This window comes from Ignavibacteriales bacterium, assembly GCA_026390775.1.
Lineage (GTDB): Bacteria > Bacteroidota > Ignavibacteria > Ignavibacteriales > Melioribacteraceae > Fen-1258.
The window spans coordinates 168,484-185,415 of sequence record JAPLFF010000003.1; the positions used below are offsets into that span (position 1 = coordinate 168,484).

Annotated in this window: 16 protein-coding genes; 13 read left to right on the top strand and 3 right to left on the bottom strand. The window is 35.0% G+C overall.

Annotated elements, in window-relative coordinates:
* Positions 1-54: 54 nt before the first annotated feature.
* The 5 genes from uvrA (at position 55) to NTZ27_00975 (ending at position 6,458) form a co-directional block, all read left to right on the top strand.
* A complete protein-coding gene (uvrA, locus tag NTZ27_00955) occupies positions 55-2,886 on the top strand; it encodes an excinuclease ABC subunit UvrA (GenBank protein ID MCX6173311.1) in 2,832 nt (943 codons plus the stop codon).
* Between the two features lie 10 nt (positions 2,887-2,896).
* Complete coding sequence (locus NTZ27_00960; protein ID MCX6173312.1) at positions 2,897-3,259, top strand: carboxymuconolactone decarboxylase family protein; 363 nt, start codon at positions 2,897-2,899, stop codon at positions 3,257-3,259.
* A complete protein-coding gene (locus NTZ27_00965; protein ID MCX6173313.1) occupies positions 3,249-4,595 on the top strand; it encodes an amidohydrolase family protein in 1,347 nt (448 codons plus the stop codon). Before NTZ27_00960 ends, NTZ27_00965 begins: the two co-directional genes overlap by 11 nt.
* Entirely contained in the window at positions 4,592-5,182 is a 591-nt protein-coding gene (gene rdgB, locus NTZ27_00970) for an RdgB/HAM1 family non-canonical purine NTP pyrophosphatase (protein ID MCX6173314.1), read from the top strand. The genes NTZ27_00965 and rdgB overlap by 4 nt, the downstream gene beginning before the upstream one ends.
* 79 nt (positions 5,183-5,261) lie before the next feature.
* Positions 5,262-6,458, top strand: coding sequence for a hypothetical protein (locus tag NTZ27_00975; GenBank protein MCX6173315.1), 1,197 nt, complete (start codon positions 5,262-5,264; stop codon positions 6,456-6,458).
* Between the two features lie 39 nt (positions 6,459-6,497).
* Here NTZ27_00975 and ubiE read toward each other — a convergent pair whose 3' ends face one another.
* Positions 6,498-7,187, bottom strand: coding sequence for a bifunctional demethylmenaquinone methyltransferase/2-methoxy-6-polyprenyl-1,4-benzoquinol methylase UbiE (gene ubiE / locus NTZ27_00980; protein ID MCX6173316.1), 690 nt, complete (start codon positions 7,185-7,187; stop codon positions 6,498-6,500).
* A gap of 49 nt (positions 7,188-7,236) precedes the next feature.
* On the opposite strand from ubiE, the gene NTZ27_00985 reads away from it, so the two are divergent.
* Positions 7,237-7,560: a hypothetical protein gene (locus tag NTZ27_00985; protein ID MCX6173317.1), complete on the top strand. Its 324-nt coding sequence runs from the start codon at positions 7,237-7,239 to the stop codon at positions 7,558-7,560.
* A gap of 81 nt (positions 7,561-7,641) precedes the next feature.
* Here NTZ27_00985 and NTZ27_00990 read toward each other — a convergent pair whose 3' ends face one another.
* Positions 7,642-8,571 (bottom strand): phosphatase PAP2 family protein, encoded by a 930-nt coding sequence (locus NTZ27_00990; GenBank protein MCX6173318.1) that lies wholly within the window; start codon positions 8,569-8,571, stop codon positions 7,642-7,644.
* 19 nt (positions 8,572-8,590) lie between these two features.
* On the bottom strand, positions 8,591-9,379 hold the full coding sequence (gene rsmA, locus NTZ27_00995) for a 16S rRNA (adenine(1518)-N(6)/adenine(1519)-N(6))-dimethyltransferase RsmA (GenBank protein ID MCX6173319.1): 789 nt from the start codon (positions 9,377-9,379) through the stop codon (positions 8,591-8,593).
* A 92-nt stretch (positions 9,380-9,471) separates the two neighbouring features.
* Here rsmA and NTZ27_01000 point away from each other — a divergent pair, with 92 nt between their 5' ends.
* The 7 genes from NTZ27_01000 (at position 9,472) to NTZ27_01030 (ending at position 16,917) form a co-directional block, all read left to right on the top strand.
* The gene (locus NTZ27_01000; GenBank protein ID MCX6173320.1) at positions 9,472-10,566 is read left to right on the top strand and encodes a glycosyltransferase; all 1,095 of its coding nucleotides are present in this window, start codon (positions 9,472-9,474) and stop codon (positions 10,564-10,566) included.
* Positions 10,567-10,587: 21 nt separating this feature from the next.
* On the top strand, positions 10,588-11,409 hold the full coding sequence (locus tag NTZ27_01005; GenBank protein MCX6173321.1) for a DUF1207 domain-containing protein: 822 nt from the start codon (positions 10,588-10,590) through the stop codon (positions 11,407-11,409).
* Between the two features lies 1 nt (position 11,410).
* Positions 11,411-12,406 (top strand): site-2 protease family protein, encoded by a 996-nt coding sequence (locus NTZ27_01010; protein ID MCX6173322.1) that lies wholly within the window; start codon positions 11,411-11,413, stop codon positions 12,404-12,406.
* A 213-nt stretch (positions 12,407-12,619) separates the two neighbouring features.
* On the top strand, positions 12,620-13,432 hold the full coding sequence (locus NTZ27_01015; protein MCX6173323.1) for a hypothetical protein: 813 nt from the start codon (positions 12,620-12,622) through the stop codon (positions 13,430-13,432).
* Complete coding sequence (locus tag NTZ27_01020) at positions 13,432-15,009, top strand: hypothetical protein (protein ID MCX6173324.1); 1,578 nt, start codon at positions 13,432-13,434, stop codon at positions 15,007-15,009. The genes NTZ27_01015 and NTZ27_01020 overlap by 1 nt, the downstream gene beginning before the upstream one ends.
* Before the next feature lie 2 nt (positions 15,010-15,011).
* Positions 15,012-16,007: a hypothetical protein gene (locus NTZ27_01025; GenBank protein MCX6173325.1), complete on the top strand. Its 996-nt coding sequence runs from the start codon at positions 15,012-15,014 to the stop codon at positions 16,005-16,007.
* Positions 15,994-16,917, top strand: coding sequence for a PorV/PorQ family protein (locus NTZ27_01030; GenBank protein ID MCX6173326.1), 924 nt, complete (start codon positions 15,994-15,996; stop codon positions 16,915-16,917). Before NTZ27_01025 ends, NTZ27_01030 begins: the two co-directional genes overlap by 14 nt.
* Positions 16,918-16,932: the final 15 nt, after the last annotated feature.

The following is a 16,932-nucleotide window of genomic DNA, read 5'->3' on the forward strand; positions in this document are numbered from 1 at the left end:
TTTTCAAACTGCCAATGCTTACAATAACATTTTGAACTGCGGAAATTTATCTATTTGAACTCTATAAATAAAATAATAATTAAAGGGGCGAGAGAGCACAATCTCAAAAATATTGATCTGGAGATCCCCCGTGATTCGCTCATTGTAATTACAGGATTATCCGGTTCCGGAAAGTCCTCTTTAGCTTTTGATACAATATATGCCGAGGGTCAACGTAGATATATCGAATCTCTTTCTGCTTATGCCAGGCAATTTCTTGGTGTACTTGAAAAACCCGACGTTGATCTCATCGAAGGATTAAGTCCGGCAATTTCCATTGAGCAAAAATCAACACACGGTAATCCACGTTCTACTGTTGGAACAGTAACAGAAATTTATGATTATCTCCGTCTTTTATATGCACGTGTGGGCACTCCTCATTGCTATAATTGCGGAAGACCTGTTGAGAAACAATCCACCGAGCAAATTATTGACACCATCTTAGAAAAATTTAACGAAAAAAGAATTATAATTTTAGCGCCTGTTATTCGAGGAAGAAAAGGACATTACAAAGAACTTTTTCAAGAAATTTTAGCTGATGGTTTTGTTCGTGTCCGTGTTGATAAAGAGACATATGATTTAAACGAACCAATAAAAATTGACCGTTATAAGATTCACAATATCGAAATAATCATTGATCGAATTAAAATTAATGAAAAATCCAGATCAAGAATTGCTGAATCTATAGAAGTAGCTCTGAATTACGGAAATGGAAATATTATTGTTAATGATGGGCAAGAAGATACTACGTTTAGCCGCAATCTTGCATGTGTTCATTGCGGAATTAGTTTTCAAGAGTTAGCTCCTAATTCTTTTTCATTCAATTCTCCTTACGGTTCATGTCCCGATTGCGACGGACTTGGTGAAAAGAAAGAACTTGATATCAATTTAATTATTCCGGATTGGGATAAAACAATTAATGAAGAAGGAATAGCTCCGCTTGGCAGACCGAGAACGGTTTGGTTCTTTAATCAACTGGAAGTAATTGCAAAGAAATTTAATTTCGATTACGACACCCCGCTAAAAAATATATCCAAGGAACAACTTGATGTTCTCTTAAACGGAACAAAAGAAAAAATACCGTTCACTTATACTTATGGCGGGGGAAGAACAGTGACATATCAGCACAAATTTACCGGCGTTATTAATTACATCAAGCATTATTACGATAACACTTCATCGAATAAAATACGCGAGTGGGCCGAATCATACATGAACACACTTACGTGTTCAACTTGCAACGGTGGAAGGTTGAGGAAGGAATCGCTTTTTGTAACGATTAACGATTATAACATTTCACAAATAACTGCATTTTCTATTGAGAAAGCGAAAAAATTATTCTCATCGCTAAAACTTAACAAACGGGAAGGAATAATTGCGCAGCAAATCTTAAAAGAAATTAATTCGCGTCTCGATTTTTTATTAAATGTCGGTTTGGATTATTTAACTCTTGACAGATCAGCGCGCACACTTTCAGGCGGTGAATCACAGAGAATTAGATTAGCAACGCAAATCGGCTCTCAGCTTGCGGGTGTGCTTTATGTTTTGGATGAACCAAGTATCGGCTTACATCAAGCTGATAATATTAAACTTATAAATTCACTTAAAGATCTCCGCGATCTTGGTAACACTGTAATTGTTGTTGAACACGACCGAGAAACTATTGAAAGTTCGGACTTCATTGTTGATCTTGGACCATTTGCAGGTGAGCATGGCGGTGAAATTTGTTTGCTCGGTGATACAAGGACAATTGTAAAATCTGCAAATGGTAAGAACTCATTAACTATTGATTATCTCCTCAATAGAAAAAGAATTGAATTTAAACCGGAACGTAGAAAAGGAAATTTAAAATTTATTGAGCTCAAAGGTGCAAGTGGAAATAATTTAAAAGAAATAGATATAAAAATTCCTCTTGGAAGCTTTATAGCTGTCGCAGGCGTAAGCGGTTCAGGAAAATCTTCTTTGATAAATGAAACTCTTGTAAAAATTTTAATGAAGAAAATTTACGACTCGAAAGTTGTACCGCTACCCTACAAATCAATTAAAGGGTTAGAACACATTGATAAAGTAATTGAAATTGACCAATCGCCAATTGGCAGAACACCTCGTTCTAATCCGGCAACATATACAGGATTGTTCACTCATATTCGCGATTTGTTCGCACAGCTTCCTGAATCTAAAATGAGAGGTTATAAGCCGGGAAGATTTAGTTTTAATGTTGCCGGAGGCAGATGTGAGGGGTGTGAAGGAGACGGTTTAAAAAAAATAGAAATGAATTTTCTTCCTGATGTTTATGTGTTGTGTGAAGTTTGTAATGGAAAAAGATACAATCACGAGACGCTCGAAATATTATATAAAACAAAATCAATTGCTGATGTTTTAGATATGAGAGTAGAGGCAGCGGTTGATTTTTTCGAAGATCTTCCAGCACTTCGAAGAAAAATAAAAGCACTCAACGATGTTGGTCTGGGTTATATAAAACTTGGTCAGCAGGCAACAACATTATCGGGCGGTGAAGCCCAAAGAGTGAAATTAGCAACGGAATTGAGTAAAGTTGGAACAGGAAAAACTATTTATATTTTAGATGAACCAACTACAGGACTTCATTTTGAAGATGTAAATATTTTACTGAAGGTTTTGAATCAGCTTGTAGATAAAGGGAATACTGTGATTGTTGTTGAACATAATCTGGATGTTATTAAAGTTGCAGATCATGTTATTGATTTAGGTCCCGGTGGTGGTGAATATGGTGGGGAGATAATCGCTTCCGGAACACCTGAAGATATTGCAGAAAATATAAATAGTGTAACGGGAAAATATCTTAAGAAAGAACTTAATAGATTGTAGGAGATTAAAAATGAAATCAACCGTGAATGAATTCCGAGCTTACCGAAAAGAAATGAATGATAGAATACTGAACTCCGGGTTTCGTGATTATAATAAATTTTTTGCGTTAGATAATAAAGCTTATATCAACGGGGCATTAAATTCAAAAACCAAAGAACTGATGGGACTTTCTTCTTCAATGGTATTGCGCTGTAATGATTGTATCCTTTATCATATTGATCGTTCGATTGAAGAAGGCGCTACGCAAGAAGAATTATATGAAACATTTAATGTTGCTTTAATTGTTGGCGGTTCAATTGTAATACCTCACTTGCGTTATGCAATTGAGAAGATGGATGAAATATTTGCAGAGAAAAATAAAAATGAAGCGTAAACTTTTAATACCGAAACAAATAGTTACTGTTAATCCAAAGAATGAAATTCTCCATGACCATGCTGTTGAAATCGTTAATGGAAAGATTGAAAGAATTATTTCACTTAAGGATTTTAAATCATCAGAATATGATGGAGATATTTTAGATTATCATAATTACACACTCATTCCTGGATTCATCCAAACTCACATTCATCTTTGCCAAACATTGTTTAGAGGATTGGCAGACGATCTGGAGTTGTTAGATTGGCTGCAAAGAAGAATTTTTCCTTACGAGAATTCTCACACAAAAAATTCTTTACGCGCATCAGTTCGATTAGGGCTCCAAGATCTTCTAACCGGCGGTACTACAACATTACTCGATATGGGCACTCTTCACCATCAAGAAGTAATTTTTGAAGAACTTATAGCTTCTGGAATCCGCGCCTTTGCCGGTAACTGCATGATGGATAAGAATGAATTGTATCCGCGGTTCTGTGAGACTACAGATTGGAATCTCAAATCTACTTATGATTGGGCTAAGTCATTTCATAACTCTAATAATGGTAAAGTGAAATACGGATTCGCTCCGCGTTTTGTTTTAGCATGTTCTGAAAAACTTCTTAAAGAAATAAAAGAGATGATGAAAGATTTTTCCGGTTCCGTATTTCATACTCACTCTTCAGAAAACAAATCTGAAATTGAAACCGTTAAACGAATGACCGGAAAAGAAAACGTAGAATATTTTGAATCAATTGGAATTCTTGACGAAAATACAATTCTGGCTCATTGTGTACATTTGAACGACAATGAAGTTAAAACATTAAAAACAAATTCAGTTAGGGTTGCACATTGTCCATCTTCAAATCTAAAACTTGGCTCCGGTATTGCAAACATTCCACGCTACATCAAAGAAGGAATATCCGTTTCCCTTGGTGCAGACGGCGCTCCTTGCAATAATGGATTAAGTATATTCAACGAGATGCGGCTTACTGCATTGATCCAAAAGCCGATTCACGGTTCAACGGTTATGGATGCTTTAACAGTTTTCCGGTTCGCTACAATTGAAGGCGCTAAAGCTCTCCATATAGAAAAAGAGGTGGGAAGTATTGAAGTTGGAAAGAAAGCTGATTTAGTTTTACTTGATCTCGAAAAAGCAGATCAACCTTTACAATTTGATGATCAACAGATTTATTCAAGCATTGTTTATTCTGCTGCTAAAGAAAATGTAAAATCAGTTATGATTGATGGTAAGTTAGTGATGGATGATGGAAGATGTTTGATGTTTGATGAGGATGAATTGATGAAGAATGGTAAAAATGAATTACAACAATTATTAAAGCGAGCCCACGTTTGAAAATAATCTTCGCTACACAGAACAAAGGTAAAGCAAATGAAGTTAAAGCGATCTTCACAAACACACCCATTGAAATAATTTCTCTTTATGATCTTGGAAACAATATTGATATAGAAGAACATGGATCAACTTTTAGTGAAAATGCTTTCATAAAAGCTAAAGCTGTTTATGAAATCTATAAAGAACCGGTTTTAGCAGATGATTCCGGACTTTCAATTGATCAGCTAGATGGCAGGCCTGGTGTTTATTCAGCAAGATATGCAGGAGAGAATTGTACTTACGAGGATAACAATTTCAAAGTAATAAATGAACTGAAAGAATTTCCCGAACCGCACAAAGCAAAATTTATCAGCTGCGCAGTTTTTTACGATGGTAAAAATAAAATCGAAGCTTTTGGTGAATTACATGGCAGAATTATTATGGAACAACGCGGCACTAACGGGTTTGGTTATGATCCGATTTTTATTCCGGATGGATATGATAAAACAATTTCCGAATTTGAATTCGAAGAGAAAAATAAAATCAGTCACCGTGCAAAGTCTTTCAACGTTCTAAAAGAAAAACTATTAGATTTTTATTTCGGTTGATATTTGTTCAAACTATTCATTTATTTATAAAGTTGATGTTACATACTGTTACTTCCATTAATAAATGAGGTTGTTCTAAATGGAATGGATCCTACTAATATTATGGCTTTCGATAATTAATGGGGCTTTAGGCGGGCAATATGTTCTTAACTGGATGGGGAATCAGGAAAGATTTGTTGGTAACCAGCCGGTAGGTGTTTCTCCAGGTGTAATGACTTGGTGGAGAGAGCTTTCAAAATTAGTTTGGGCTTTGATTGCAGTTATCATTGAGGTGGCTCGCGGCAAGAAAATGAAATACTTATGGCCAGGTGTCATTTCTATGATTACAATTTCTATCTGTGCATTTACCGGAGTAATTGAAAACATCGGATTCTTTTATTTACCAAGATATTATTCTCCTCACCTCTTTGCGCCTTATGTAAATATTTATTTAGCGCTCCTTCCGTTTTTTGGAAAGATACTTTTCGATGCACCTATCAGAAAAGCACATTGGATTGGAATTCTGTTAGTCATAACCGGTTTAACGATTCCATATCTTCCACGTATTTTGGGAGGAGTTGTTGACCCGAAGTCGGTTCTTGATGGATCTGCGATTATCTGGATAATCATAATTAATTGTTGCCTCTTCTCTCAGCAAATACTTAATAACAAAACTGTTCAGACCGCATTTAAGGGAGTTGGACCAAACGCATTGGTAGTATGGCGTGAGATATGGAAAATGGTTTTTATTACATCAGCTTTATTTATTATTCCTTTGATCGGTAATTTGATGAATGTAAATATTCCCGATCAAATAAAGGCAAATACATTTGAGACAAGAGTATTAGCAAAGTTGGATGCTGGGAAAAAAGAATATCTTCTAAACTGCTATTTTGAAAAAGATGGTTCATATATTCAAAAAGAAAATCTTGATGAAGCAACAAAAGAAAATGTTAAAAAAATATTCGTATCAACTGAGTATCACAGATTCTTTTCTTTATTCCAAGGGAATATAATTCCCAAAAACTGGTGGCCGATTTTATTTGTTGTACTAGCTGGATTCACCGGGTATATCTACAGTTTCGGATTTTTCAAATTGGCAAAATTTGCTGCACATTTTTGGGTTCCATACACAAATGTTTATTTAGCAATAATTCCTTTCGTTATGTTTTTGTTTGGACAAAACGTTACTACCTATCAAATCATCGGAGCTGTTATTACAACTGCCGGATTGATGGTGGGAGTTTCTGATTATAAAAAGAATAAAATTGAAGAGATAGAAAAAAGATATAAGTGAAAATAGTTCTTGTTTTTGTGTTGTAAAGGAGAAGTTGAATTATTTTTCTGCTATTACTATTTGCACTAGTCCAAATGTAAGTGAATATTTTTCAACTTTGGAGAAACCACACACATTAAAAAGTTTAACAAGATTAACCTTTTTATCGAATTCGCCAACCGACTCTGGCAGATAAGTATATGCTTCTTTGTCTTTGGAAATCATTCGACCGATAAAAGGTAAAACTTTATTAAAGTAAAAGAGATAAAAATTTCTTACAAGTGGATTTGAAGGAAGACGAAACTCGAGAACAGTAACTTTTCCGTTGGCGGAAAGAATTCGATGGAAAGATTTAAATGCCTGAGGTATGTCGTAAAAATTTCTAACACCAAACGCCACGGTAATATTTGTAAACGTATTATTCTTAAAGGGTAAATACTCTGCTGCAGTTTCAACTACTTTACCGTTAATCCAATCTACTTTTTTGTTGAAGAATAAAAGCATATTGAATGAAAGATCTGCACCAAAAATATTTTCTATGCCAAATTTTTTTGCAGTGATTGCAAAATCACCTGTGCCGCAAGCAATATCCAGCAATTTCGATTCGGATGACATCCCGGAAAGTTTGATCGCCTTTTTACGCCAGTAAAAATCAACTCCTGCACTTAAGAAATGATTTAGGAAATCATATCTGTAAGAAATAGAATCAAAAATTCTTCGAACCTGAGATTTTTTATTTGTGCCTTCCATCTTTCCTAACTAATTGGTAATTTTTCTGTTGTATTAACAAGGCAAATTTATGGATAAATATTTAAAAGCATTAAAACAAAATGTATGTTCGATTTGTGTAGACTCCAACGAAAAGGGCGGCTGTACATTAAACGAAAAAGAAACATGTGCAGTTGAACTATATCTTACTAAGATTGTAGAAGTCATTCATAGTACTGATGACGCAGACATTAAAGAATTGCATAATAAATTAAGAGAAACAGTTTGTGTAGAGTGCCGCGCACAAGAAAGTGGCAACTGTTATTTGCGCGAAGATGCAAACTGTTCATTAGATAGGTATTTTTCGCTTATTGTTGAAACAATTCAAAAAGTAGATGCCGGTTTTATTTCTTGATCTTGCTCTTGATCATACTCATGTTATTGAAGAGATCAAGGTTATGATCAAGAGCATGAACCACATAAATTAAGTCGAAAATTAAAAATCATCTTTTACCCTCATCCACCAATAGTAGAGATATTCGCCGCTCCAAAGAGTTAAGAGCATAAAGAAAAACCCGCCGATTAAATCTACAACGTAATGATATCTAAGATAAACCGTTGCAAATATTAATAGTGTCCCGTTTACAATAAAAAACCATTTCAATTTACTTCCGAACTTCATTGACAGAAACATAACCAGTAATGTCATTTGTGTGTGTCCACTTGGGAAAGCATCGCGCTGAACAATCATAGCGGCATTAATTGTTCCGCTTGGAATGGATTCTCCGCTGTTAACGATCTCACGCAGAAAATTAGTTACAAATAATCCGGGTAATTCTAAATTATTAGTTCCAAAATTATGAAGAGTAAAACGAGGACCAATTGCCGGAACCAAGATGTACCCTATTAAAGACAGAATGAATCCATAAACAATTATGAAAGCAGAGTAATTAAATTCTTCAGATTTCTTTTGCCGTATCAAGTCTATACCAAGAATAATAGGAAGAAAGAAGAACGTTCCGTAAACAATTTGCAAAAGTTCTGTCAGATATGGGTTTGTGATTTGATAAAGAGCTATAGTAGGATCAGTTCGGAAAATAAATCTATCTATTAGAATGAGCATATCATCATAAATTTTTCCGCGTATCGGATCGATCATATTATAAAGTTCTTTGAAAAAGATGAAAACCAACGGAACTAAATACCAGAAATGAAGTTGCTTCCAAACAAAGTTCCGAGTTCTTATTTCTTGATAGACTGTTAGCAGAATGAATAAGATGATTATTATATTCACTAAAATATGAATATGCCATAATGCAATTTTTTGAACGAAGATTAAATTCAAGAGAGAAAGAAAAAAGCAAAAAGCAATAACAATAAAATCTGCCGGTAATAAATTTTTGATAGATGATTTAATGAAGTTCATGTTTCTAAAATGATTCATCCTATATTAGTTTGTCTTGGTAATTTTTTATGATCTGAGTCAGTTCAACAAATTCTTTAATTGTTAATTCCTCCGCACGTCGCGACAAATCAAAATCACACGCTTCAAAAACTATATCTGAAAAAATACTATTGCCGAGAGAATTTTTTAATTTTTTGCGTCTGTTACCAAATGCTGCTTTTACAACTTGGATAAAAAGTGTATCATCAACTTCACTTGGAAGTTTCTTTGTAAAATTAAGATGAATGATAGCCGATTCAACTTTAGGTCTTGGATAAAAAACATTCGGAGAAATCTTAAAACACAATTTAGTTTCAGCAAAATAGTTTAGAAGTACACCAAGTATTCCGTAATCATCACTTTTTTCTTTAGCAGTAATTCTTTTTGCAACTTCCAACTGAACCATAAGCATTGCATCGGAGACAAGAGGACGATTCTCGATCAACTTAAATAATATCGGCGAAGTAATGTTGTATGGAATATTGCCGATGATCCGAAAAGGAATATCATTGACTAAATAATTTAAATCCAGTTTCAAAAAATCATGATTTATTACGGTCACAGACGGAAAACCCAAAGCTAAACTCTCAACAACTCTTTTATCTATTTCAACAGCATAAAGTTTTTTTACTGAATTCATCAACTCGGCTGTTAGAGCGCCGGTACCTGGACCGATTTCCATAACTATATCAGTTTTTTGCGGATTGAATTCCCGGACAATTTTTTGAATGATGTTCTTATCAATTAAATAATTTTGTCCGAATCGCTTTAATGGTTGTAACTTTGGCATTAACTTTTTGTTAAAATTGAAATTTACATGTGCAATATAAATTTCTTCGCTTTAACTTATATCTATGAATTTACTTTTAAAGGTGAATTAAGTTGCTGTTTGAAATCATATTCTTAATCGGGCTTTCGCTCTATTTTATTCAACTTGTGATATTTACTATTGGAACGGGTAAGAAGTATCATAAAATACCGGAAGATAAATATTTATCAGCGACTGTAATTGTAGCTGCACGCAATGAAGAAAATAATATTCTCGATTGTTTACAATCTTTAGATAATCTTATCTATCCGAATGGAAAGCTTGAAATAATTATTGTGAATGATCATTCAACGGATTCTACCGGGAAGATCGTTGAATCATTCATAAAAGATAAACCAAAATTTAAGTGTATAATTCCGAATGAATCGATCGGCTCATTAAGAGGCAAGACAAATGCGTTAGCAAATGCAATTAAAATGTCGCATGGTGAAATCATCCTTACTACAGATGCTGATTGTATTGTATCTCGGGATTGGGCTCAAACACATTCATCATATTACCAAGATAATGTTGGTTTTGTAGGCGGATTTACCACTCAACAAGATCAAAATTCATTTTCCGGAATGCAGGCGATTGATTTTGTTTATCTTCTAACAGTTGCTGCCGGATCAATAAATCTTGGTAAACCGTTAAGTTGTATCGGCAACAATATGTCTTACCGGAAAAGTGTTTACAATGAAGTTGGCGGTTATGAAGGATTGCCTTTTTCGGTTACGGAAGATTTTAATTTATTAATGGCAATTCATGATCTAAAAAAATATAAAATAATTTATCCGCTTGATGTCGGTGCATTAGTTACATCGAAAGCTTGTCCTGACTGGAAGACTTTATATTGGCAAAAGAAACGTTGGGGTGTTGGAGGAATGGAAAGTGATTTGATCGGTTATTCGGTTATGGTTTGGGGATATATAGCTCATGCTGCCATGCTATTGCTTCCTTTCTTTTTCTCAATGACGGGATTATATTTAAGCATATTTAAAATATGCGTTGATTATTTTTTCGTTAAACCAGTATTTAATAAATTAAATCTAAGGATGAAATTCTCTCACTTCATTGCATTTGAAATTTACTTTATCATTTACGTCTTAGTGCTTCCATTTATAGTTCTTCTTAATCGAAAAATAAAATGGAAAGGAAGAACCTTTTAATTATTAACGGGTAAATGTATTATGAAAAAGCTTTTCTTATTAATTCTTTTGCTTTCTAGTATCACAGTTGCTCAAATAGAAGTTGAATACTTCCCGGATGGTTTAACGATTCATCCTTTTGCGGCAAATACTTTAGAACCAAAATTGGGATTTTTATTTAAAATCAACAGTAATGAATTGCAATTAAATATCGGCAATTCCATGGATCTCGTGAGAATTCAAAAAGGCAAACAGACATTTTCAGTCGGGGCGGATCTTTTTACTTGGACACTTTTAAGAAAGGAAAATAATTTCCATTTCCCTGTGGATGCTGTTGATTATCTATTCGGATTAAATTTTGGTTACAAGAGAGTAATGCATAATTTTAGTTTCGGAGCGCGTGTTAGATTAAGTCATATCAGCGCTCACCTTGTTGATGGTCACTATAACGGAATTCTCAACCAATGGAATAATGATCATTATCCTCGCGTTTACAGCCGCGAATTCATTGAAGGTCTTGCCTACGTTAAATATAAAAGACTTAGAGTTTATGGCGGGATAACTTATTTATATCATGTGGATCCTGTAGAGATCAAAAAAGATAATTATCAATTGGGATTCGATTACTATTTCAATAAATATTTTGGTGGTGGCATTACACCGTTTATTGGTTATGATCTAAAACTGGTTCATCTTTCAAAATATACCGGTAATAATTCTTTTACAGCCGGAGTTAAGTTCGGTAAAATAGAAGGTAAGGGATTGTCGCTTGCTTTCAATTACTACTCTGGTTATAGTATTCACGGCGAATATTTTGACTCTGTGGACAAGTATTCTTCCTTAAGCATTAATTTGGATCTATAGAATGTCTGGAAAAATATTCGAAACTATCACAAAATCATTCCGTACCAAAAAGTTTGTGCATAATTATATTCTTCATATATCATTGTTTGTTGTTACTTTCATAACAACCGTTCTTGCCGGAATTGAATGGACAACCGGGAAGATGGGTCCATATCAGCTAAGTGATTTGATGTACGGATTACCATATTCTCTCTCGATTTTATTCATTCTTGGAGTTCATGAGTTCGGACATTTTTTTGCAGCAGTTTATCACAAAATAAAAGTTACACTTCCTTTTTTTATTCCTTTCCCTCCAATTAGCGGATTTTTTAATTTCGGAACGATGGGTGCAGTTATAAAAACCAAAGAACCAATTCCCAATAACAAAGCTATGTTTGATATCGGCGCAGCCGGCCCCATTGCCGGATTTGTTGCATGTTTGATTGTATTGATCTATGGTTTTACTCATTTACCTCCGGCAGAATATATCTTGCAAATTCATCCTGATTATTATTCACCGGAGTATGGGAAAAATGCAATCCGTCTTGCTTTTGGAGACACACTTTTATTTTCAATGTTAAAATTTTTATTTACTAATGTCTCGCAATTCGTTCCTCCTATGTCTGAAGTTTATCATTATCCGTATTTGTGTGTGGGTTGGTTCGGCTTATTTGTTACATCTATGAATTTAATTCCGGTGGGTCAATTAGACGGCGGACATGTAATTTATAGCATGTTCGGTGAGAAGAAACAAGAAGCAATTGCAAGTATAGCAATGATATTGTTAGTAGCTCTCGGAGTATTTGGAATATTGGAATCATTTCTAAATATTGGTATAACAATTGGATGGAGCGGTTGGTTATTTTGGTCATTAATACTCTATTTCTTTATAAAGATTAAACATCCGCCTGTAAATCAGTTTGAAGAATTAGATTGGAAAAGAAAGATTTTGGGTTATTTAGCAATTCTTATCTTCATAATATCATTTTCACCTACACCAATTATTATTTCACTTTGAACTAAGAGTAAAGATTACTCTTGATTATATTATCAAACATCTATTAATTTACATATAAGAAAATGGGAAAAGATTATAGAGAACTCTGCTACTGTTAATTTTTTGATCTTAATAAAGTAGGATAGCAAATTCTCTATGGTGTTTTCTTTTTTTATGCATACCGATGATAATTCCAATAACTCAAAGATTCATTTCTCATTGATTCCATTATACATGAAAAAATTTGTAATAAATATTTTAAGTCTACTTTTAATTGCTTCGTCATTTATCTCTTGTGATAAAATCCCGGACGGAATTGTTGATTCGCAAACGGCAGATCATCGCGTTCTCAATGTAACCGCTCCAGCAAACTTTACTCCGACTTCAACCGATTCTTTTTACGTTACATCGCTGAAAATCGAAAACCCTGGAAGTGTAAATGAAGTCTGGTGCACTGTTAAGATACTCGGGGCAACAAAAAATATTTATGATAGGATAAATCTTTTTGATAACGGAGATCTTGCAAACAACGGCGATGTGAAAAGAAATGATAGTGTTTATACCGGAAAATTTTTGATGAGTCGACAATTCTCAAGCGGAGAATATGTAATCGAATATTTTGTTAAAGACAATATAAACAATGAAGGTAGTAACGTTACCAATGTTGTAGAGCATCAATTCGTTTTCAATAACGGAAAGAACAACAAGCCTCCTGTTATTTCAGATTTGACGATGCCTCCATCTGTTAACAGGAATGTGGATTTTGTAATTCAAGTGAAAGTTTCTGACCCAGATGGCTTAGCAGATATTTCAAGAGTAGAATTCAATCTTTATCAGCCGGGCGGATCTTATATCGGTAAGTTTGCGCTGCTTGACGATGGAAATACAGCTTCCGACGGGGATATTACCGCTGGTGACGGGATCTATTCATCTAAAAGGTCTTTTCGTGCGGATGTTACTCCCGGAGTATGGAAATTTGTTTTTCAAGCAACCGATCTTGTTGGAAATCCGAGCAATACAATAACTTCTTATTTGACAATCAACTGATGAAAAAAATATTAGGTGCTTTTATTATCCTTATGCCGATACTGAGTTTATTCGCTCAAACTATTCCGTTTGAATATTCTTTCGGCAAAAACCGTCTTTCGAAAACTTCGGATCAAACACCCGCCGGCAATACTATTGAAAAAATATTGATCCAGGATAATATTATTTGGTTGGCCACGGGCGAGGGTTTAAGCAAATCGACCGATAACGGCGATACCTGGACAAACTATAACAACACAATAGATTTCGGCACCGAAAGCGTTTCTGCAATCGGCTATTCTTCCGGCACAATCTGGGCTGCTACTTGGCATTTCGAGGATAGACTTGGGACCGCTACTCCGGTAGGAGCGGGCTTGCGTTATTCTCAAGACAACGGTGTTACGTGGAATGTTGTTCCACAACCTGTTGATAAATCTTCCGACACTGTTGAAATCTATGGCATTAACCGGATAAAAGCATTACCTGTGATTAATAGCGATCAAAATTTTGTTCGGCAAATTGCATTAACAAAGAACACGATATGGATTGCAACGTCCGGTGGCGGTTTACGCAAATCTACAGATATGGGAAGAACTTGGAAAAGAGTTGTAGTACCGCCTGACAATTTAGATTCGATCAAACCGACCGACACATTGAATTTTTCACTTGGACCACCGTTCGGTCCGTTCGGAAACCTGAATAATATCGGTTATTCTATTTTAGCTGTTGACGACTCGACACTTTATTTTGGTACTTATGGCGGTGGGATAAATAAATCCACCGACGGCGGTATGAGTTGGATTAAATTCAATCATGTGAATGAAACCAAACCGATTAGCGGCACTCAAATAATGGATCTTGCATACAACGAATTTGATAAAAGTATTTGGGCTGCTACGTGGAAATTATTCGGTGATACGGAATATTGGGGCATCAGCTTTTCAAAAGACGGGGGACAAACGTGGGAAACAACATTGCCCGATTCGCGGACACTGGATTTTGCCTTTAAATACTTTGGGACACCCGGTAGTTATACCGGCGCTGATGTCTTTGCAGCAACGCAAAACGGAGTATATCGAAGCGGCAATGGAGGTTCAACTTGGATAACTTCACCTAACATCAAAGATGATCAAACTGGTGTTGGTATAAGTACGACAAATTTCTTGAGCGTAAAGACTAACAGACGAAGCGACGGCTCAACTGATATCTGGTTTGGAACAGATAAAGGGTTAGCAAGATTAAACGAGACTAATGGATTTTGGAGCGGGAAGTGGAAAGTTTTTCTTGCTTTTGAAAAACTTGCTTCTACAAATGATACTTATGCTTTTCCGAATCCTTTTTCTCCGGATGTAGAAGGAACTAAGATTGTCTACTCAACATCTACAGTTGATAATGTAACAATCAGAATATTTGATTTTGGAATGAACCTCGTTAAAACTTTAATACAAAATGCCGGACGTGGAATCAGTGGTGAACATATTGCGTATTGGGATGGCAGAGATGAATCCGGGAAAATTGTTCCGAATGGAGTTTATTTCTATAGAATTGATATTGGTTCCGGTACTCCATTGTTTGGAAAAATTATGGTGGTAATGTGATAATGAAAAGAATATTTCTACTAATAATTACTGTTACTATGATTGTATCCGCCCAGTCAACAGTTTCTGATATTAGCAGTATGCCTGGTGCTTTTAGCCGTATGGGTTTCGGTGCCCGCGGCATGGGTATGGGAAATGCAATGTCTGCCGTCAGAGATGGGAGTCTTGTCTCTTATTACAATCCGGCTCTCGCACCATTCCAAGAAGGAAATTCTTTTCAAACATCATACTCAATTTTATCTTTAGATCGCTCACTTAACTTTTTAAATTATACACGAAGATTCGAACTTGGTAAGAAAGAAAACCCAGATGGTACCATAGGACCTAGGTCTGTAGCCGGTATAAGTGTTGGAATTATCAATGCGGGTGTTTCAAAAATTGATGCTCGTGATAATCAAGGAAGAAAGACAGGTGACTTATCAACAAGCGAGAATCAGTTTTTTGTAGCATTAGCAAATAGATTTTCAGGGAAACTTTCTATCGGTATTGCATTTAAGTTTTACTACTACAAATTGTATGAGAGTGTAACTTCCACAGGACTTGGATTTGATTTGGGTGCATTATATTTGCTCAATGAGAATATGACTTTATCATTTATGATTTCAGACATTAACAGTAAATATGAATGGGATACTGGCAAGATTTATGGTGCAAGTGGCAACATCACAAAAAATAAATTTCCTTTGTTGAAAAAGATTGGATTCTCATATAAGTTCGATGAGCCCAAGATTATTGCAGCAGTTGAATTTGAGAACAGTGATGGCGGAACCAACTTCATACGTGCCGGTGGTGAATATAATATTTATGAGAATCTTTTTTTGCGTGCAGGATTTGATAAACTGAACATTAGCAATTTTGATTTCCCCATAAGACCCACTTTTGGGTTCTCTTATTTTTACTTACTTAATTCAGTTAAATTTGGAATAGATTATGCATTCGTTATCGAACCTTATTCATCAAGCGATCAACATATAATAGGTATCAATGTTAACTTCTAAAAAAGAAAATATTGCAATAAAATTTCTGGTTTTGTTTTTCTTTTGCACAGTTTCATTTGCTCAGTCCGCCGGAGAAAGCGGATTGGCATTCTTAAAATTTGGATTTGGTGCACGCAATGTGGCAATGAGTGATCTTGGAGTAGTGGCTGCAAATGATCTAACATCTTTAAATTATAACCCTTCTTTAATTGCACTTAATAGCAAAACTCAATTGTCGTTCACACACAATTCTTTATTTCAAGATCTTAATTCGGAAATGTTCGGTGCAAGTTTTTCGGTTTTCGGTCTGCCGGTCGCGGTTGGAATTAATACAACCACTATTGCAAATATTGAAGTACGCTCTCAACCTGGTGATGTAGAATCAATATTCAGCGCACATTATTTTGCCGGAAGTATTTCAACAGCTTATGAGATAATAAATAGTTTCTATGCCGGTGCTACAATAAAATATCTTTATGAAAATCTTTTTTCTGATGATGCAAATGGATTAGGATTTGATTTTGGTATTTCATACGAAGGATTAGTAAATGGTCTATCACTTGGCGCCGCATTGCGTAATATTGGTTCAATGAATGAACTCCGTTCTCAATCAACAAAACTTCCTACGGATTTACGGATTGGTGCTGCTTATAATTATTACATTACAAATTCCAGATTAGATTTTACATTGCTCACTGGTTTTCAGAAATATTTAGTACAAACTGATTCACATCTTCATCTCGGCGGAGAAGTTGTTTATGATAAAATGTTTGCTCTGCGAGTCGGTTATGCAAGTGGTTACGATTCAAAAAGTATTTCTACCGGTTTCGGTATAAAGTGGAAAGGAATTAATCTTGATTATGCTTTTGTTCCATTTAAGTATGGATTGGGTGATTCACATATCATCTCTTTCATTTATACATTTGAATAAGGACACCATCTGATT